At 68.9% G+C, this 18,846-nt stretch carries 16 protein-coding genes; 7 read left to right on the top strand and 9 right to left on the bottom strand.

Features of this window, described 5'->3' with window-relative positions:
- Nucleotides 1–58: 58 nt before the first annotated feature.
- The 8 genes from LG334_RS02040 to LG334_RS02005 form a co-directional block, all read right to left on the bottom strand.
- Nucleotides 59–862: a hypothetical protein gene (locus tag LG334_RS02040; RefSeq protein WP_404382823.1), complete on the bottom strand. Its 804-nt coding sequence runs from the start codon at nt 860–862 to the stop codon at nt 59–61.
- A gap of 9 nt (nt 863–871) precedes the next feature.
- Nucleotides 872–2,287, bottom strand: coding sequence for a hypothetical protein (locus LG334_RS02035; RefSeq protein WP_404382821.1), 1,416 nt, complete (start codon nt 2,285–2,287; stop codon nt 872–874).
- Between the two features lie 331 nt (nt 2,288–2,618).
- Entirely contained in the window at nt 2,619–3,401 is a 783-nt protein-coding gene (locus LG334_RS02030; RefSeq protein WP_404382819.1) for a succinate dehydrogenase iron-sulfur subunit, read from the bottom strand.
- Between the two features lie 39 nt (nt 3,402–3,440).
- Nucleotides 3,441–5,231, bottom strand: a complete 1,791-nt coding sequence (gene sdhA / locus LG334_RS02025) for a succinate dehydrogenase flavoprotein subunit (protein WP_404382817.1) — start codon at nt 5,229–5,231, stop codon at nt 3,441–3,443.
- Between the two features lie 5 nt (nt 5,232–5,236).
- On the bottom strand, nt 5,237–5,614 hold the full coding sequence (sdhD, locus tag LG334_RS02020; RefSeq protein ID WP_009539208.1) for a succinate dehydrogenase, hydrophobic membrane anchor protein: 378 nt from the start codon (nt 5,612–5,614) through the stop codon (nt 5,237–5,239).
- 14 nt (nt 5,615–5,628) lie between these two features.
- Nucleotides 5,629–6,009 carry a succinate dehydrogenase, cytochrome b556 subunit gene (gene sdhC / locus LG334_RS02015; protein ID WP_043643642.1) on the bottom strand — a complete coding sequence of 127 codons (381 nt, stop codon included), beginning with the start codon at nt 6,007–6,009 and terminating at the stop codon, nt 5,629–5,631.
- Nucleotides 6,010–6,352: 343 nt separating this feature from the next.
- Nucleotides 6,353–7,417, bottom strand: coding sequence for a MaoC family dehydratase (locus LG334_RS02010; RefSeq protein ID WP_404382814.1), 1,065 nt, complete (start codon nt 7,415–7,417; stop codon nt 6,353–6,355).
- A gap of 257 nt (nt 7,418–7,674) precedes the next feature.
- Complete coding sequence (locus LG334_RS02005) at nt 7,675–8,556, bottom strand: HpcH/HpaI aldolase/citrate lyase family protein (protein ID WP_404382812.1); 882 nt, start codon at nt 8,554–8,556, stop codon at nt 7,675–7,677.
- 431 nt (nt 8,557–8,987) lie between these two features.
- Between LG334_RS02005 and pdxY the strand changes: the two genes are divergently transcribed.
- From pdxY to LG334_RS01980, 5 genes are all read left to right on the top strand, one after another.
- Entirely contained in the window at nt 8,988–9,869 is an 882-nt protein-coding gene (gene pdxY / locus LG334_RS02000; RefSeq protein WP_404382810.1) for a pyridoxal kinase PdxY, read from the top strand.
- A gap of 87 nt (nt 9,870–9,956) precedes the next feature.
- Complete coding sequence (locus LG334_RS01995; RefSeq protein ID WP_404382808.1) at nt 9,957–11,402, top strand: GGDEF domain-containing protein; 1,446 nt, start codon at nt 9,957–9,959, stop codon at nt 11,400–11,402.
- A gap of 41 nt (nt 11,403–11,443) precedes the next feature.
- Nucleotides 11,444–12,061, top strand: coding sequence for a response regulator (locus LG334_RS01990; RefSeq protein ID WP_404382806.1), 618 nt, complete (start codon nt 11,444–11,446; stop codon nt 12,059–12,061).
- A gap of 74 nt (nt 12,062–12,135) precedes the next feature.
- A complete protein-coding gene (locus LG334_RS01985; RefSeq protein WP_404382804.1) occupies nt 12,136–12,810 on the top strand; it encodes a LysE family translocator in 675 nt (224 codons plus the stop codon).
- Nucleotides 12,811–12,862: 52 nt separating this feature from the next.
- Complete coding sequence (locus LG334_RS01980; protein WP_404382802.1) at nt 12,863–13,471, top strand: inner membrane-spanning protein YciB; 609 nt, start codon at nt 12,863–12,865, stop codon at nt 13,469–13,471.
- A 24-nt stretch (nt 13,472–13,495) separates the two neighbouring features.
- Here the strand turns inward: LG334_RS01980 and LG334_RS01975 are convergent, their stop codons facing one another.
- Complete coding sequence (locus LG334_RS01975; RefSeq protein WP_404382800.1) at nt 13,496–14,797, bottom strand: DUF3422 family protein; 1,302 nt, start codon at nt 14,795–14,797, stop codon at nt 13,496–13,498.
- A gap of 208 nt (nt 14,798–15,005) precedes the next feature.
- On the opposite strand from LG334_RS01975, the gene tldD reads away from it, so the two are divergent.
- Both tldD and LG334_RS01965 read left to right on the top strand, forming a co-directional pair.
- Nucleotides 15,006–16,439: a metalloprotease TldD gene (gene tldD, locus LG334_RS01970; protein ID WP_404382798.1), complete on the top strand. Its 1,434-nt coding sequence runs from the start codon at nt 15,006–15,008 to the stop codon at nt 16,437–16,439.
- A gap of 67 nt (nt 16,440–16,506) precedes the next feature.
- Complete coding sequence (locus tag LG334_RS01965) at nt 16,507–18,837, top strand: PAS domain-containing protein (protein ID WP_404382796.1); 2,331 nt, start codon at nt 16,507–16,509, stop codon at nt 18,835–18,837.
- The last annotated feature ends 9 nt before the right edge of the window (nt 18,838–18,846 follow it).

Here is an 18,846-nt window from a genome sequence, read left to right as displayed (position 1 = left end):
CGCCCTTCTTATCTTGCGCTTCCGACGCCATACCCACTTCCCCTCAAGTCACTCTTGCTCAGCGCACGCGGTCCGTCTGCGTCAGCCGCCCGCCCATTTCGGCGATCCATCGTTCCCAGAACTCGACATGCTCCCGCCCCTGGAACTGCGTGAAGCCGGGACGCACCAGATAGATCACCTGGACGTCGACGCCGTTCAGAAGCGCCGACGGCGCTTCCCGCCCCGCCCGCCGGCGAAAAGCCTCGAAATCCGCTCCGTTCGGCGCGTACTGCGTGAAGTACGGCATGTTGTGCAGCATGTCGGACACGATGAGCAGCCGCCGCCGGGCCGAATCCTCGGGCTGAAAGGTCGGCAGCGTGGTGATGACCTGCATCATCTCCATGATCGGGGACGTACCGGCCGCCAGGCCCTCGACCGCCTCGTCCAGCGCCATGTCCAGCGGCTGCCGAAACCCTTCCTCGAACCGCCGCCGGATCAGCGCCGGGTTCTGGTAGAGCGCGTTCGCCTCCGTCCCGTCGCCGGGGGAGCACTTGGAGAACAGCGGCTCCAGGTCGTAGTCGTCATCACTGAGCACGAACAGCGACAGCCGCTCGCCCGCGTCCAGGTCGGCCGCCGCGGCCTCCAGCCGGCGCCGCACTACGGCCGCCTGGGTGCGGCTGAGGGAGTCGGAACGGTCGATCAGGACCGCCAGATGATCCGTCGGCCCATCGACCGGGCAGAACGTCTCGGGGTCGTAGGCCCGGGAGTCGCCCACGGCCAGCCGCACGCCGATCAGTGCCAGCAGCACCACGCCGATGCCGGCGATGATGGCGAGGCCCTGGCGGTCCTTCTTGCTCAGGTTCTTTTTCTTCCGCGCGGGCATGGATCACCTTCACGCGGCCGCGGCGCCGGCGGCCGGCGCGGGGCCGTCCCGCTTGAGAAGCCGCTCCGCCTCCTCCTCGACCTCACGGAAGAAGGCGCTGGTGTCCTCGAGCTTCCGGCTGTTCAGGCTGCGCAGCGCGTCCAGCGTATCCCCGATCTTGCCCCGCATGTCCTTGACCGCCACGTTGAACTGCTCAAGGTTGCGCTCCTCGTCCTTGAGGTCGGGAAGCGCCATGCGCAGGTGCTTGCCGAAGCTGTACTTGTCGTTCCAGTACGGCGGATTGTTCGCCGTGCGGATTTCCGAGTTCTGCGCGCGATAGGTGAACAGCAGCAGGTTGCAGGCTTCCTCAAGCGCGTTGGCGTGCCGGGTGTAGTCGTTGCAGACGGCGCGCGACCGGTCGATCAGGTCGCTGTACTCGCGCACGTGCGCCTGCCCGGTGGCGACCATGGCGTCGGCCTTCACCCGGTGTTCGTCGATGGCGCCGTTGATGGCCGTGGTGATGGCCTGGCGCCGTTCCAGATAGTTGGCCTCCGCCTCCTTGTAGGCGCGGTGCAGGCGGCCGTAGCCGGGCAACGGATCGTCGGCCTTGAAGGCCTTGATCATGGCGATGATGGCGAAGACGGTGCCCAGCCCGAACAGGATCCAGGCGTCCAGGTTGTTGATGCCGAACGGCGAGCGGATGAGGTTGGGAATGGCCTGGACGATGGCCGTGAAGGGGTCGGACTCCAGAACCGCCCGGTAGTGGGCGACCGCCAGGTTGAACGTCAGCAGCAGAACGCCGTACAGGCTCAGCCCCGCCGATGCCGCCATGCGCAGGTTCTGGTCGACCAGCGGATGAAGATAGGGCAGCACGCGCGAGCCGATCAGCAGCGCCGGCACGACGTTCACCAGCGAGATCAGCAGCGCCTGGAACAGGCCGCCGAGCAGCCCGAGATCGCTGCCCTTGGCGAAGAAGTAGCTGTTTGCGATGGATTCGGCCAGCACGATCCCGCCCACGACGGCCCAGTGCAGAATGAAGGAGTCGGGGTACGACGGCTCCCGCCGGCATTTGTGGCGGGCCTGGAACACGCGGACCTCGCGCAGCATCCTGCGTTCGTGTTCCCGGGCCTTCACCAGGCCCGGCCGGTGTTCATGCTCGGCCCGCTCGATGGCGGAATCGGCCTCCTTGGGGATGTCCTCGATGCGCAGGTTCGCCATCTCGCGCTCGATCTGTTCGCGGCGCGTCTTGTGGCTGTCCAGCACGTCGCGGCTTTCCCGCCGGGCCTGGTCGAGCAATTCGCCGATGCGCTGGACGATGTCGCGCTGGGGGACGTCGAACTCGGTCGCGCCGGGGCCCGGCTGGTTCATCTGCCCCTGCTGGATGGCCTTGTTCTCGATGTCGAGGTCCCGCGCGAGGCCCTCGACGTCAATATCGTGTTCAAGCATGTCTGCCCCCGAACGGCGCGGCGAGACAGACAGGTCGATCGCCGCAGACTACTCCCTAATCGCCATTATGCGACGAAAGTTTGCTGCGGTGCAATCTTCCAGTGCGGAAGGTGGTCGCCGTGAAATCATGGTTGAAACAGCAAAGATACCACTCTTGATTTAGTGCGAGGCGGCCCCTTACATCTGCGGGTTGAATTTTACCGCAAGCGATCGCGGCCGCGTTCCGCTTGCGGACCACCGGGCGACAGGCGCTCCGCGCCGGGCACGAAAAAGCCCCCGCCGGAGCGTCCGGCGGGGGCTTTCTCTCTCGCGTGCGCGCTGAGGGCGTGCCTTACAGCACGCGCTCGGCCAGCTTCTGCTTGATGTCCGCGATGGCCTTGGCGGGGTTCAGGCCCTTCGGACACGTGTTGGTGCAGTTCATGATGGTGTGGCAGCGGTACAGGCGGAAGGGGTCTTCCAGCTGGTCCAGACGCTCACCGGTCGCTTCGTCGCGGCTGTCGTTGATCCAGCGCGCGGCCTGCAGCAGGATCGCCGGGCCCAGGTAACGGTCGCCGTTCCACCAGTAGCTGGGGCAGGAGGTGGTGCAGCAGAAGCACAGGATGCACTCCCACAGGCCGTCCAGTTCGGCGCGTTCTTCCGGCGACTGCGGACGCTCCTTGTTGGCGGACACCGCCGTGTCGGCCTTCATCCACGGCTCGATGGAGCGGTACTGGGCGTAGACCTGAGTCAGGTCGGGCACCAGGTCCTTGACCACCGGCATGTGCGGCAGCGGGTAGACGTTGACCGGGCCGGTGACCTCGTCGATGGGCTTCAGGCAGGCCAGCGTGTTCGTGCCGTCGATGTTCATGGAGCACGAACCGCAGATGCCCTCGCGGCAGGAGCGCCGCAGGGTCAGCGTGCTGTCGACCTCGTTCTTGATCTTCAGCAGGGCGTCCAGGACCATCGGGCCGCAGGCGTCCAGGTCGATCTCGAACGTGTCCACACGCGGGTTCTCGCCGAGGTCCGGATCGTAGCGGTAGATCTTGAAGGCCTTGACGTTCTTCGCACCGGCCGGCGCCTTGAAGGTCTTGCCCTCCTTCACGCGGCTGTTCGGCGGCAGAGTGAATTCAGCCATGTTTTTTTCCTCGCAACAGGCGTCGTCAGCGTCGACCGATCAGTACACGCGCTTCTTGGGCTCGATGTACTCGACCTCGTCCGTCAGCGTGTAGGTGTGCACGGGACGGTAATCGAGGGTGACCTTGTAGTCATGGTCGACGTAGGCGAGCGTGTGCTTCATCCAGTTGGCGTCGTCGCGGTCCGGGTAATCCTCGTGGGCGTGGGCGCCACGGCTTTCCTGGCGGGCCTCGGCGCCGGAGATGGTGGCAAGCGCGCTCGCCATCAAGTTCTCCAGTTCCAGGGCCTCGGTCAGGTCGGTGTTGAACACCAGCGAGCGGTCCGTGACCTTGAGGTCCTTGAGCGTCGCCGCGATCTCGTGAACCTTGCCAAGGCCTTCCTTCAGGCTGTCCTTGGTGCGGAACACCGCCGCGTCGAGCTGCATGGTGCCCTGCAGCTTGGACCGGATCTCGTGGGTGGTCAGCGAGCCGTTGGCGTTGCGGATGCGGTCGATGCGCGACAGCGCCAGGTCGTCGGCGGACTTCGTCAGCGGCTTGTGCTTGGTGCCCGGCTTGACCAGTTCCGCGGCGCGGTGCGCGGCGGCGCGGCCGAAGACCACCAGGTCGAGCAGCGAGTTGGTGCCCAGGCGGTTGGCGCCGTGGACCGACACGCAGGCCGCCTCGCCGACGGCCATCAGGCCGCCGACCACCTGGTCGGGGTTGTCCTTGGTCGGACGCACCACTTCGCCCATGTAGGTGGTCGGAATGCCGCCCATGTTGTAGTGCACCGTCGGCAGGACGGGGATCGGCTCCTTCGTGGCGTCGACGCCGGCGAAGATCTTGGCCGTTTCCGTGATGCCGGGCAGGCGGGCGTGCAACACGTCGGCGCCCAGGTGCTCCAGGTGCAGGTGGATGTGGTCCTTGTTGGGACCGACACCGCGACCCTCGCGGATTTCCATGGTCATGGCGCGGGAGACGACGTCGCGCGACGCCAGGTCCTTGGCGGTCGGCGCGTAGCGCTCCATGAAGCGCTCACCCTCGGAGTTGGTGAGGTAGCCGCCCTCGCCGCGCGCGCCTTCCGTGATCAGGCAGCCCGAGCCGTAGATGCCGGTCGGGTGGAACTGCACGAACTCGTGGTCCTGCAGGGGCAGGCCGGCGCGGGCGACCATACCGTTGCCGTCGCCGGTGCAGGTGTGCGCCGAGGTGCACGAGAAGTAGGCGCGGCCGTAACCACCCGTCGCCAGCACCGTCTGGTGGGCGCGGAAGCGGTGGATGGTGCCGTTGGCCATGTCCAGCGCGATGACGCCGCGGCAGGAGCCGTCTTCCGGGTCCATCAGCAGGTCGACGGCGAAGAACTCGACGAAGAACTCGGCGTTGTGCTTCAGCGACTGCTGGTAGAGCGTGTGCAGGATGGCGTGGCCGGTGCGGTCGGCGGCGGCGCAGGCGCGCTGCACCGGGGCCTCGCCGTAGTTGCGCATGTGGCCGCCGAACGGGCGCTGGTAGATCTTGCCGTCCTCGGTGCGCGAGAACGGCACGCCGAAGTGCTCCAGCTCGTAGACGGCCGGCACGGCCTCGCGGCACATGTATTCGATGGCGTCCTGGTCACCGAGCCAGTCGGAGCCCTTGACGGTGTCGTACATGTGCCACTGCCACTTGTCCTCGGCCATGTTGCCGAGCGACGCGCCGATGCCGCCCTGGGCGGCCACGGTGTGGGAGCGGGTCGGGAAAACCTTGGTGACGCAGGCCGTCTTCAGGCCGGCGGCGACCATGCCGAAGGTGGCCCGGAGGCCGGCGCCGCCGGCGCCGACGACCACCACGTCGTATTCATGGTCGATGATGTCGTATTCAGCCATTTACCTCAGCCTCCGAAGGCAACTTTCAGGACCGACAGGATGCCGAAGGCAGCCAGCGCGAAGCTCACCAGCTTGACGGCGATCAGCGAGGGCGCGCGGGCGCCGCCGTGGACGTAGTCCTCGATGACGACCTGAAGGCCCAGCGCCATGTGCCAGAAGCTGACGCCGATGGTCAGGATCATCATGGTGGCGTTGCCGGGATTGCTCAGCCAGCGGGTGAAGGTGGCGTAGTCGCCGCCGACGTTGGAAATGATCGCGGTGACGAACCAGAAGCCGAGCACGATCAGGCCGACCGCGCTGACGCGCTGGGCGATCCAGTGACCGACACCTTCCTTGGCGGAACCCAGGCCGCGGACGCGGCCGAGAGGAGAACGCAGGCTCATGAGTATTTTCCCCCTCAGGCCAGACCGATGATCCAGGCGAGCACGGTCAGCACGGCGGTGGCCGCGATGACGGCGTACGACGAGCGGCGCGCTTCTTCCTTCGTCAGGCCGACGCCCACGTCCCACACCAGGTGACGGATGCCGCTGACGGTGTGGAAGAAGAAGGCCACAGAGAAGCCCAGCAGAAGCAGATAGCCGAACCACGAGGTGATGAAGCCCATGGCGGCGTCGTAGGTCTCCGGTCCGTAGGCCGCCGCGCCCACCCAGTAGGTCAGCAGCAGCATGCCGATGGAGATTCCCACGCCGGTGATGCGATGCAGGATCGACAGCTTGCCCTCGATGGGCAGCTTGTAGACCTGAAGGTGCGGCGACAACGGCCGAGTGTCAGATTTCATGGCGTCAGCCTCTTCGACGGTCGGCGCCCGATAGCGGACGCGCATAAGTCTGCGGCGCGTTTCCGCGCCTGTTCCCATACGTCGCGGCGCGCGCGGCGCCTCGTCTTGGCGAGGGCACGGCCACCCCTCCCACCCGCGGGGAGGATGCCGCGCCCGACTCCGATCCGCGCGAACCCCACCGGCGGCAAGCGCCGGGGTGATGCACGCGCCCCCTCGTCACGGCGTTCCGGGAGACGCCAGGAGTCATGCGGCAATGCGGCAGAAGGTTTATCCCCTCGCCCCACCCCTGTCAACGCTCCCGGGTGGGCTGGACCGGGACCGCACCCACCCGACCGGGTAGGTCTCAGGGCTGCCGACGGGGCATGAGAACCGTGTAGTCAAAGTCGAGAACCACCTGCGGATCGTACTTGCCGTCATCCCCCTTGAGCGGGTGGTCCGCGCAAGGGCGATCCTTTGTGGCAATGGTACGGAGACGCAGCGCGCCCAGATCAGGGCGCTCGTGGATCTCGTTCTTTTCCACCACCTCGGTCCAGGCGTGGATGGTGTCGCCGGCAAACGTGGGATTGCAATGGGTTCCGCCGTTGATGGCGACGATCTTGAAGGCGTTCTCCAGCCCGTTGAACGACAGCGCGCGGGCCAGGCTGATGATGTGGCCGCCGTAGATCAGGCGCTTGCCGAAGCGGCCCTTGGCCTGCTCGAACTGGTTGAAGTGCACCTTGGCGGTGTTCTGGTAGAGGCGGGTGGCCATCATGTGCTCCGCCTCCTCGATGGTCATGCCGTCGACGTGGTCGATCTTTTCGCCGGGCTCGTAGTCCTCCCAGGCAAACGTCGAACCGGCGCGCTGGAAGTCGTACTTGTCGAGCCGCAGCCTTGTGGGCAGACGCAGCGACTCGGGCGTCACCGCCTTGGGCAGGTCGGGCAGCACGGCCTCGGGCGCCGGGCTGGCGTGGTCCTTCTTGTTGACCATGACCCAGCGGCAGTATTCCACCACCATCTGGTCTTCCTGGTTGACGGCGCGCGAGCGCACGTAGACCACGCCGGTCTTGCCGTTGGAGTTCTCCTTCAGCCCGATGACCTCGCTGGTGGTGCGGATGGTGTCGCCGGCGTAGACCGGCACGCCGAAGCGGCCGTCGGCGTAGCCCAGGTTGGCGACCGCGTTCAGGCTGATGTCCGGCACCGTCTTGCCGAAGGCGATGTGGAAGACCAGCAGGTCATCGACCGGCATGTCCTCGAACCCGAGGTCCATGGCGAAGTCCGCCGCCGACTGCACGGCGAAGCGCGGACCGTAGAGCGCGGTGTAGAGCGCGATGTCGCCCTCGGTCACCGTGCGCGGCGTGGCGTGGCGGATTTCCTGCCCGATGGCGAAATCCTCGAAGTAGTTGCCGGGGTTGGTCTTGGTCTTGGTCATGGAGTCGGTCTCCGCGTGAGACGGCGGTGGAGTGGGGGTGAACCACCAAAGACACCAAGGCACCAGGACAGTGCGCGCAGGCGCGCCATCATATCCCTCCCCGACCTTATCCCCTGGTTTGTCCGCTTCGTGGCCAAGGGGGCGAGGGAGCGCGAGGGAGCCCGAGGCTCCCTCGCAGTCACAGTCCGGCGGAGCCGGAAAGCCCTGGTGTCTTGGTGCCGTGGTGGTTCAAAAAAATGCGTCGCGCTGCGAGAGCCTTACGCCCCCGCCGCAGCCTCCAGTTCGTCGATCTGTTCCGACAGGCTGACGAGGCGCTTGGCGTTTTCGACGTGCAGGTTCTCGATCAGCTTGCCGTCGACCACCACGACGCCCTTGCCTTCCTTCACGGCCTCGGCGTGGGCGTCGATGATGCGGCGCGACCACTCCACCTGCTCCGTGCTCGGGGCGAAGGCCTCGTTGGCCATGCCGATGGTCTTGGGGTGGATGAGCGTCTTGCCGTCGAAGCCGAACTCGCGGCCCTGCACGCAGCTGTCCTTGAAGCCCTCGTCGTCCTGCAGGTCCAGGTACACGCCGTCCAGCAGCGCCAGCCCATAGGCCCGCGCCGCCAGGGCGCAGAGGCCCAGGCTGGTGACGAAGGGCAGGCGCATCTTCGTGTGTTCGGCGTGCAGGTCCTTGGCGAGGTCCGACGTGCCCATGACGAAGCCGCCCATGCGCGGGCTGGCGTTGGCGATCTCCTCGGCGTGCAGGATGCCCAGCGGCGTTTCCATCATGCACCAGATCGCCATGTCGGCCGGGGCGCCGGCCTCGTCCATGATGTGCGCGCAGAGGCGCACGGCGTCGGCGCTTTCCACCTTGGGCAGCAGGATGCCGTCGGCCTCCGACGCGGCGGCGGCCTTGATGTCGTCGTGGCCCCAGGGCGTGTTCAGGCCGTTGACGCGGATCAGCACCTCGCGCTTGCCGTACTGGCCGGCGGCGGCGACCACGTGTCTGCGGGCCTCCTCCTTGGCGTCGGGCGCGGTGGCGTCCTCCAGGTCCAGGATCAGGCCGTCGGCGGCCAGGGTCTTGGCCTTCTCCAGCGCGCGGGTGTTCGACCCCGGCATGTAGAGGACACTGCGGCGCGGGCGGGTCACGGTGGCCATGAAACGCTCTCCCTTCCTGTGTGCGGCGTTGCGCATGGATCAACGGGCGGAAACCGCCCGCGTGCTGCGCCGCACACTATCCCCGCCGGCCTCGCCTGACAAGCCGGATGTGAAACATTCGAACCCAGATGAAGCGCTGCGGGTCATTTTCTGAGGAAGGGGTGGCCCGCACGCCGGAGGAGGGGGAGAGGCGTGCGGGCCGGGGATAACGACGCGCCGCGGGATCGACCGGGGCAGGCAGGACGGCGCGTCGCCGTGTCTCTTTTATGCCGGGAACGGCGGCTGCCGATCCATCCGATTTAACAGCCCTTTTTCATCGCCCAAGTCGATTTCGAACGGCGCCCGGCGCCGTCGCCCGAAATGGCCCGTTGCCCGTCCCTCCATCGGGCTTATAGTGCGGAGCCATCGCGTTCCGGACCCGGAGGCCAGTCTTGGCGATCCTTTCCATCCAGTCCCACGTCGCCTACGGCCATGTGGGCAACTCGGCGGCGGTGTTTCCGCTGCAGCGCCTGGGCAACGAGGTGTGGCCGGTGCACACCGTCCACTTCTCCAACCACACGGGCTACGAGACCGTGCGCGGCACCGTCCTCGGCGCCGCCCTGGTGCGGGACACGGTCCGGGGAATCGGCGAGCGCGGCGTGCTCGGCCGCTGTGACGCGCTGCTGTCGGGCTACCTGGGCGACGCCGGCATCGGCCACGCGGTGGTGGAGGCCGCCGATACGGTGAAGGCGGCCAACCCGGACGCGATTTACTGCTGCGACCCGGTCATGGGCGATCACGAGGCCACCGGAGGGCCGGGCGGGCTCTACGTCAAGCCGGACATCCCCGACCTGATGCGCGACGTGGTCATTCCGCGCGCCGACCTCGCCACCCCCAATCAGTTCGAGCTGGAACTGCTGACCGGCCGCCCCTGCTCGCTCATGAGCCAGGTGGTGGAGGCGGTGGACGCCCTGCGCGCCATGGGCCCCAAGGTGGTCATGGTCACCTCGCTGCGGCGCTGCGACGCCGACCCGCAGCGGATCGAGGTGCTGGCGCGTGGGCCCGAAGGGGCGTGGCTCATCTCCACCCCGCGTATCCCGCTGGCGCATCCGCCGACCGGCTCCGGCGATGCCTTCGCCGCGCTTTTTCTCGGTCACTTCCTGCGCAGCCGCCGCGTGCCCGAGGCGCTGGAGGCCGCCGTCAACGGCCTGTTCAGCGTGTTCGAGGCCACCGAACGAGCCGGCGGGCGTGAACTGGCGCTGATCGAGGCGCAGGACGCCCTGGCCACGCCGGTGCGCCGGTTCCGCGCGGAACCCCTGCCGGTGCCGGCCTGACCCCCGCGCCGGGAGAGACCGGCCCTTACCCCAAATCGCTTAAAGATTCTGCGTCTTTCGGATAGTGTTCGGCAAAAGCTTCAGGATATGAAGGCCGACCGAATGCTTGCCGCTGAAACCGGGTCTCCCGATGCTCCCGCCGACGAGGCACCGCGCGCCGGAGAGGCCAACGCCGCCGCGGTGCGCGCCCTGTGCGCCTTGTGGACGCAAACTCCCGCCGCCCTGCGCGACCGCGTGGCGGCCCGCGCCCGCCATGATGCCGATGCGCTGGCCGATGTGTTCTACGCCTCGCTCATGGACGACCCCAAGGCGGCCGCCTTTCTCAGCCACGACATCGTGCAGACCCGCCTGCGGCGGTCCATGGCGCGGTGGATCTCCGACGTCTTCGCGGTGCAGGACGAAGCGGGTGTCGAGGCCCTGGTCGCGCGCAACCAACAGGTCGGCCTGGTTCATGCCCGCGTCGACATCCCGCTGACGCTCATCAACCTGGGTGTGCGCGTCATCAAGCGCGACCTGGCCCGCAGGCTGGTGGAGTCGGAACAGGACCTGGGCGCCAGCGACACCGCCGATGCGATCCTCTTCCTGGGCGACGTGCTCGACACGCTGGCCGACAACATGCACGAGGCATACCTGGGCGACATGATGGGCAACGTCCGCCACCAGCAGAGCCTGAAGATGCACATGACCGGCCAGAGCCTGGCCCTGGAAAGCGAGCGCCTGAAGGCGTCGCTGTTCGACTGGCTGCGCAGCGTCATGGTCGCCCTCTACGACACCGAGACCGGGGTCGCCGCCGTGCCGCCGCTGGAGACCAGCGACTTCGGCCTGTGGCTCAACCACAAGGCGGAACTGACCTTCGGCCCGGTCGCCGAGTTGGAAACCCTGCGCGCGAAGGTCACCGCCGCCACCGCCAAGGTGCGCGAAGCCGCGGGCGCCGGACGGGCCAGCGTCGGCGTCATCCGCGAGTTGGACCGCGACGTCACCGAGATCGCCTTCCTGCTGTCCTCCATCACCAATCAGGCGATGGAGGTGGAAAGCGGCCGCGACAGCCTGACGCGCCTGCTGACCCGGCGGTTCCTGCCGTCCATCCTTCAGCGCGAGGTTTCCGTGAGCATCCGCCACGGAAAGCCGTTCGCGGTGATGCTGGTGGACGGCGACCACTTCAAGGCCATCAACGACACCCACGGCCACGATGCCGGCGACAAGGTGCTCGTCCACATCGCCGAAACCCTGATGAACACCGTGCGCGCCGGCGACTTCGTGTTCCGCTACGGCGGCGAGGAGTTCCTGCTGGTGCTGGCCGAGATGGACCGCAAGAGCCTCGCCCTGAAGGCCGAGCAGATCCGCCGGGCCGTGGAGGCCGCACCGGTGCAGGTCGGCGAAGGGCGGCAGGTGGCGGCGACCGTGTCGGTCGGGGCGGCGCTGCATGACGGCCACCCCGACTACGAGCGTGTCATCAAGGCCGCGGACTCCGCCCTCTACGCAGCCAAGGAAGGGGGCCGCAACCGGGTGTGCCTCGGGCCCGAGCCGGCCTGAAGGTTTTCCGCCTGAAGATTTCAAGAACCGCAGGACGCGTCATGACCGGACTGGATATCTCCCGCCTCAGCATCCTTGTCGCCGAGGACAGCGCCTTCGGCCGGCAGCTCGTCCGCACGACGCTCAAGGCGCTGAACGTAAGCGACATCCGCGAGGCGCCCGACGGCGCCGAGGCCTTGAAGATGGTCCGCCTGCGCAAGCCCGACATCGTGCTGGCCGACTGGGAGATGCCGCACCTGGACGGGGTGGAGCTGACGCGCCTTCTGCGCAACGCCCCCGACAGCCCCGATCCGTTCCTGCCGGTCATCATGGTCACCGCCCATGCCACGAAGTTTCATGTGGTGACGGCGCGGGACGCGGGCGCCAACGAATACCTCATCAAGCCGTTTTCCGCCGCCAGCCTGTTCAGCCGCATCCGCGCGGTGATCGAGCGGCCGCGCCGCTACGTGCGGCTGAAGAGCTACTTCGGCCCCGACCGGCGCCGCCGCGACGACCCGGCCTACCGCGGCCCCGCCCGGCGCGACGACGAACAGCCCCCCGCCACGGGGCGCGACGATGCGCTGGAGCTGGAGCCGGTGCTGTCGCAGGAACAGGTGGACCGCTTCTACGCCGGTGAAGGCTTCGACGACCCGGCGGAGACGCGGCAAGAGCAGACCTAACGGTCGCATCCTGGACGATATCTGGTATTGTGCCGCCGGCGGCCATCGGGGGTCGCCGCCAAAGACTGCAAGGCATGGACTATTATTTCTTCAAGGGCGTGGCCGTGGGCTTCGCCATCGCGGCGCCGGTTGGGCCGGTGGGCCTTCTGTGCATCCGCCGCGCACTGGCCGACGGGCGCGTCGCCGCCTGGATCGCCGGCCTGGGCGCCGCCGTGGCCGACACGCTCTATGGCGCCGTTGCGGGCTTCGGGCTGACGCTGGTGTCGGACTTCCTGTTCGACCACCGCACGATCCTGTCGCTGGTGGGCGGCGTGTTCCTGCTGGTGCTGGGCCTGCGCACCTTCCGCACCAAGCCGACGCTGTGGCAGACGCCCGACGTCCATATGGGCCTGTGGCGGGATTTCGCCTCGTCCTTCGTCATCACTCTGACCAATCCGGCGACCATTCTGGCCTTCATGGCGGTGTTCGCCTCCATGGGCGCGGTGCAGGTGGCCAACGACCGGCTCGACGCCGGGCTGCTGATCCTGGGCGTCTTCGTCGGCTCGGCCCTGTGGTGGCTGTGCCTGAGCGCGCTGGCGGGCGCCATTCGGCATAAGTTCTCGCCCAACTGGCTGCTCTGGCTGAACCGCGGCTCCGGCATTATCCTGGGCCTGTTCGGCCTGGTGGTGCTGGGCAGCCTGTTCGTGGCGCCGGAGCAGACGCCCGGCCTGCCCATGCCGGACATGTTCGGCGCCCTGTTCGGGTCCTGAGGCGCCAAATGGCAACGATCCCCTTCACCTGCGCGCGCGTTTCCCTCACGCCATGACCGACAAGCACGACAGCCTCGCAAACGCCGCCACCGCTGCCGGCCATACCAAGGCCGACGGATGGGATCTGCGCGGCAACATCCGCCGCATGGTGCTGGAACTGGGCCCGGCGCTGCTGCTGTTCGTCGGCACCAGCATCTGGGACATCTATGTCGGCACGGCGCTGCTGATCGCCGGCACGCTGGTCTCGACGGTCATCTCGTGGCGCGGCGAGCGGCGCATCCCGCTGGTGCCGGTGGCGAGCCTGGTCTCGGTGGGCGCCATCGGCGGGCTGACGCTGGTGCTGACGGACCCGCGCTTCGTGAAGATGGAGCCGACCATCAGCAACACGGCCGTGGCGGTGGTCCTGGCCGCCGCGCTCGCCTTCGGCCGCATGCCGCTGCGCACCGTGTTCGGCGCCGGCACCCGCGCCCGGCCCGAGGCCTGGAAGCACCTGACGCTGGCGCTGGTGACCTTCCTGCTGGTGCTGTCCGGGCTGAACGAGGTGGTCTGGCGCAGCTTCGACACCGACACCTGGGCCGCCTTCAAGGCCTTCGCCATCCCCGCCCTGAACATTGCCTTCCTGGCCGGCGCCTGGACCTGGCTGCGCCGCAACGCGGAGTGACACCGCGCGCCGGCGGGCCATCCCTCAGTGCCCGCGCTTGGTGACCGCCTTGCGCAGCCGGCGCACGCCGATCAGCACCAGCGCCACCACCACCGGCAGGCCGGCCAGCACCGCCACCGCCGGGTCGACGGGCAGCAGCCCCACCTCCTTCAGCCCCTTGGCGGCATAGCCCACCAGCCCCAGCAGGTAGTAGCTGATCGCCACCACCGACAGCCCCTCGACCGTCTCCTGAAGCCGCAACTGCAACTCGGCGCGGCGGTTCATGCTGTGCAGCAGGTCGCGGTTGTTCTCCCCCAGCGCGATGTCGACGCGCGTGCGCAGCATGTCGCCGGCGCGCGTCAGGCGCTTGGACAGGGTCTCCATGCGCTCGCCCACATGTTCGCAGGTGTTCATGGCCGGCGACAGGCGGCGGGCCAGGAACTCGGCGAAGGTCTGCAGGCCCTCGATTCGCTCCTCGCGCAGGTCGGCCACCGCCCGCCGGACGATGGCGTGGTAGGCGCGCGAGGCCGACAGGCGGAAGTTCAGGGCCGCCAGCAGGCGCTCCGTCTCGGCGGCGTATTCCGTCAGCCGGCCCAGCAGGCGGCGGTCGCGGTCGGCCCCGCCGTTGCTCTCGGCCAGTTCCGCCGTCACCTCGGCCAGGCCCTGCTCGATGCGCGACAGGCGCGGCCCGGTCTCGCGCGCCTGGGGGAAGGTCAGCAGCGCCATCATGCGGTAGGTCTCGATCTCCAGCAGGCGCTGGAGCGTGCGGCCGGACTGCCCCGGCGTCAGGCGGCGGTTGACGATGAGCGCCCGGCCGAAACCGTCGCCGCGCAGCAGGAAATCGGTGTAGACCGCCCCCGCCCCGCCGCCGACGCGGCTGCCGGCGACGCGGCTGCCGAACAAATCCGCCAGTTCGTCCACGCCGCGCTCGCGGCCATCCATGGCGACGTGCATGCCGACCAGAAGCTGCCCCGGCAGGCGGCGCACCCAGGCTTCCGGCACGGCGTCCAGGGCCGTTTCCTCAAACGGTGCCGCAGGGTCGAACGCACCGGGCAGAAGGAAGGTCCAGGTGGAGAACTCGGTGTGCCGCTCCCACCGCAGGCGTACCGGGTCCAGGTCGACGGAATGGTACACCGCGCCCTCGGGCGGGGCCGGCAGGCCGTGGTCGGCCAGAAGCCCGGCCAGCAGGTCACGCTCCTCCTGCGATCCGCGCTCGCCCGAGAGCATGGCGAAATGCGTCGCCCGCCACGGCCCCTCCAGCTGTTCGTGGGGGCGGGCGTGGACCTCGTTGCTGAGCATGGCCCGCAACGGGTGCTCGGTCAGGGCGGCGGCGGCGGTATCGGGCATGGAACGGGCTCCTGGCGCGCGAAAACGGCGCCCATCCTGTTTACCGCCTGAAGCTGCCCGCGAACACTCCCCGGTCGGGTGGTGCATCCCGTGACATGCGGCGGTTCCCGCCCCACATGGGGAGGACCCGCTTGCCAGGGCGCGCCCGTCCGTGGCAAGACCGACCGAGCACCATACCGCGACGCCGCGCTTCAGGAGACGCACCGCCATGGCAGACATCGCCGTCACCGAGGACCTGTTCTTCACCAAGGCCGGGCTCGACCGCGACCGCACCCAGGCGACGGTCGCCGGCGCGCTGGAGGGCTGCGACGACGGCGAGCTGTACCTGGAATACCGCCAGTCCGAGAGCATCGCCTACGACGACGGCCGCGTGAAGTCGGCCAGCTTCGACACCGCCCAGGGCTTCGGCCTGCGCGCGGTCTCCGGCGAGGCGACGGGCTTCGCCCACGCCACAACGCTCGACGACGCCGCGCTGAACCGCGCTGCCGACACGGTCCGGGCCGTGCGCCGGGGGGCGGGCGGCATCATGGCCGATCCCCCGACGGGCACCAACACGGCGCTGTACACCGACGCGAACCCGCTGCCGATGGTGCCGTTCGAGGAAAAGGTGCGCGTGCTGGCGGAGATCGACGCCTACGCGCGTGCCAGGGACCCGCGCGTCTGCCAGGTGATGGCCTCGCTGACCGGCTCGTGGCAGGCGGTCCACATCATCCGTGCCGACGGCACCATGGCCGCCGACATCCGCCCGCTGGTGCGCATGAACGTGTCCGTCATGGTGTCCCAGGGCGACCGCATGGAAACCGGCAGCCACGGCATGGGCGGGCGTGTCACCTATGACGGCCTGGTCGAGGAACACGCCTGGAAGGCCGCCGTCGACGAGGCCATCCGCCAGGCGGTGGTCAACTTGGACAGCATCGACGCGCCGGCCGGCGAAATGCCGGTGGTGCTCGGCCCCGGCTGGCCCGGCGTGCTGCTGCACGAGGCCGTCGGCCACGGGCTGGAGGGCGACTTCAACCGCAAGAAGACCTCGGCCTTCTCGGAAAGCATGGGCAAGCGCGTGGCCGCGCCCGGCGTGACGGTGGTGGACGACGGCACCCTTCCCGACCGCCGCGGCTCGCTGACCATCGACGACGAGGGCACGCCCACCAGCCGCACCGTGCTGATCGAGGACGGCATCCTGACCGGCTACATCTTCGACCGCCTCAACGCCCGCCTCATGGGCGCCCAGCCCACCGGCAACGGGCGGCGCCAGTCCTATGCCCACGCGCCCATGCCGCGCATGACCAACACCTACATGGAAGGCGGCGACGCCAATCCGGAAGACATCATCCGAAGCGTCAAGAAAGGCCTGTACGCCGTCAACTTCGGTGGTGGACAGGTGGATATCGTGTCGGGCAAGTTCGTGTTCTCGGCCTCCGAGGCGTATATGATCGAGGACGGCAAGCTCGGCGCGCCGGTCAAGGGCGCGACCCTGATCGGCAACGGCCCCGACGTGCTGACGCGGGTGAAGGCCATCGGCAACGACATGGGCCTCGATCCCGGCATCGGCACCTGCGGCAAGGAAGGACAGGGCGTGCCGTGCGGCGTCGGCCAGCCGACGCTTCTGGTCGAGCCGCTGACGGTGGGCGGCACCAGCGTCTGACCCTGCCGGAGCGCCGACGGGGCGGCGTCGGTCGCCCCACCCGCAAGGAAAGGGAGACGCCGCCGCCGTGCCCTCCGAGCCCGCCGCCTTCGACGCTTCGGCCCATCTCCGCCGGCTGCTCGACAGCACGGCGGACGGCATCCTGCATGTGGACCGGAACGGACGGGTGACCTTCGCCAACGCGGCGGCCGAGGACCTTTCGGCGGGCGCCGGCACGGCCGTGGGGCGATCGCTTGCCGCGGCCTTCGGCGCCGATTTCGGCACCGCCCTGCGTCACCTCTGCCGGAGGGTCCGCGAAACGGGAACCGCCCAGGCTGCGGACCTGGAACACGCCCCGACGGCGACGTCGTGGTCGGCGCGCGCCTTTCCCTTCGACGATGGCGCCAGCCTGTTCCTGCGCTCGCTCGGCGACGGCGCGCTGCCCACCGCCGCCGAACGCCGCGCCATGGCGGAACGGCAGTTGGAAGCCCTGTTCGAGCACGCGCCGGTGGGCTTCGCCTACTTCGACCACGCCGGCGGCTTCGCGCGGGTCAACCGCTGGATGGCCGAGATCAACGGCCTGCCGGTCGAGGAGCACATCGGCCGGCGCATCGGCGACCTTCTGCCCGACGTGGCGCCGCACGTCATGCCCGTCATCGCGCAGATATTCGCCACCGGCGTCGCGCCGGCGCCCTTCGAGATCTACGCCGAAACCCTGAAACCGCCGGGCTCCAAGCGCCATTTCCGGACCGGGTGGTTCCCCGTCACCGACGACACTGGCCGGGTCGTCCATGCCGGAACCGTCGTCACCGAAATCACCGACCTGCGCCGGGCCGAACAGGAAAGCGACCGCCTGACCGCCGAACTGGACCGCGAGCGCCGCCTGCTGCGCGCCATCATCGAACAGATGCCGGCGGGCGTCATCGTCGCCGAGGCACCCTCCGGCAAGGTGATCCTGCACAACAGCGAGGCCGAACGGCTTCTCGGGCACCCCGTCACGCCGACAGCCGACGTCAGCGCCTACGGGGAATACGGCGGCCTGCACGAGGACGGCAGGTCCTATGCGGCGGACGAATACCCCCTGGCCCGCCCGCTCATCACCGGCGACCCGACGCCGCTGACGGAAATGCGCTACCGGCGCGGGGACGGCCGGCTGACCACCTTCATGGTCAACGCCGCGCCGGTCTTCGCGCCGGACGGCCGGATGATCCTGTCCGCCTGCACCTTCTACGACATCTCCCACCGCGCCGAAATGGAGCGCGAGCTGCGGCGCGCCAAGGAGGAGGCGGAACGGGCCGACCACGCGAAATCACGCTTCCTGGCCGCCGCAAGCCACGACCTGCGCCAGCCCATGCAGTCGCTGTTTTTCTTCACCGAATCCCTGCGCCCGCACCTGAAGGATACGGAAGGCGCGGACCGCCTGGGGCACCTGACCAACGCCCTGGATGCCCTGAAGGGGCTGCTCGACAGCATGCTCGACGTCTCGCGCCTGGACGCCAACATGGTGGAGCCGCGCCTGGAGCGGTTCCCGCTGGCGCCGGTGCTGGAGGACCTGCGCACGGCATACGAAGGCAGGGCGCTTGAAGAGGGGCTGACATTCCGCGTCGCCGAATGCACGGCCTGGACCCGCACGGACCGCACGCTGCTGGGGCGCATCCTGCGCAACCTGGTGGAAAACGCCCTGCGCTACACGCCCGAAGGCGAGATCGTGGTGAACTGCCGGCCCGTGCCGGAGCGCAAGGCGGCGCGGATCGAGGTGCGGGACACCGGCATCGGCATCCCCGCCGAACATCTGGAGCGCGTGTGGGACGAGTTCCACCAGGTCGGCAACCCGGAGCGTGACCGCGAACAGGGCCTTGGTCTGGGCCTGGCCATAGTGCGGCGCCTGTCCATGCTGCTGGACCTGCCGGTGGACGTCGAAAGCCGGGTCGGCGGGGGCTCGGTCTTCTCGGTCGAGACGCCGCTGGCGGAGCCCGACCACGCCGCCGAGGCCGCCGACGTCGGCGCTGCCCCGCCAGCCGCGGACGGGCGGCGCGCGGCGGCCGAGACGCTGGTTCTGGTCATCGACGACGACGCCATCGTGCTCATGGGCACGGAAGGGCAGTTGCAGGACTGGGGATACCAGACGCTGGGCGCCGCCTCCGGGGCCGAAGCCGCGCGCCTGCTGCGGGCCGACGGCCGCTGTCCCGACCTGATCCTGGCCGACTACCGCCTGCGCGCCGGGGAGACGGGCACCGACGCCGTGGCGCGCGTGCGCGGCCTCTGCGGGCAGGTTCCCACCCTGGTGCTGACCGGCGAGACCAGCCCGGAAACCCAGCGGACGATCACCGGCCTGGGCCTGGGGCTGCTTCACAAGCCGGTCACGCCCGGGCAACTGCGCCGCGCCCTGGACGACATCCTGGCGCGCGGCGGCGGGTGAGGGGCCGTG

The sequence above is a fragment of the Caenispirillum salinarum genome (genome assembly GCF_044803115.1).
Lineage (GTDB): Bacteria > Pseudomonadota > Alphaproteobacteria > Rhodospirillales > Rhodospirillaceae > Caenispirillum > Caenispirillum salinarum_A.
The sequence above is the reverse complement of the archived record's forward strand: the minus strand, read 5'-3'. Positions and strand labels throughout refer to the sequence as shown.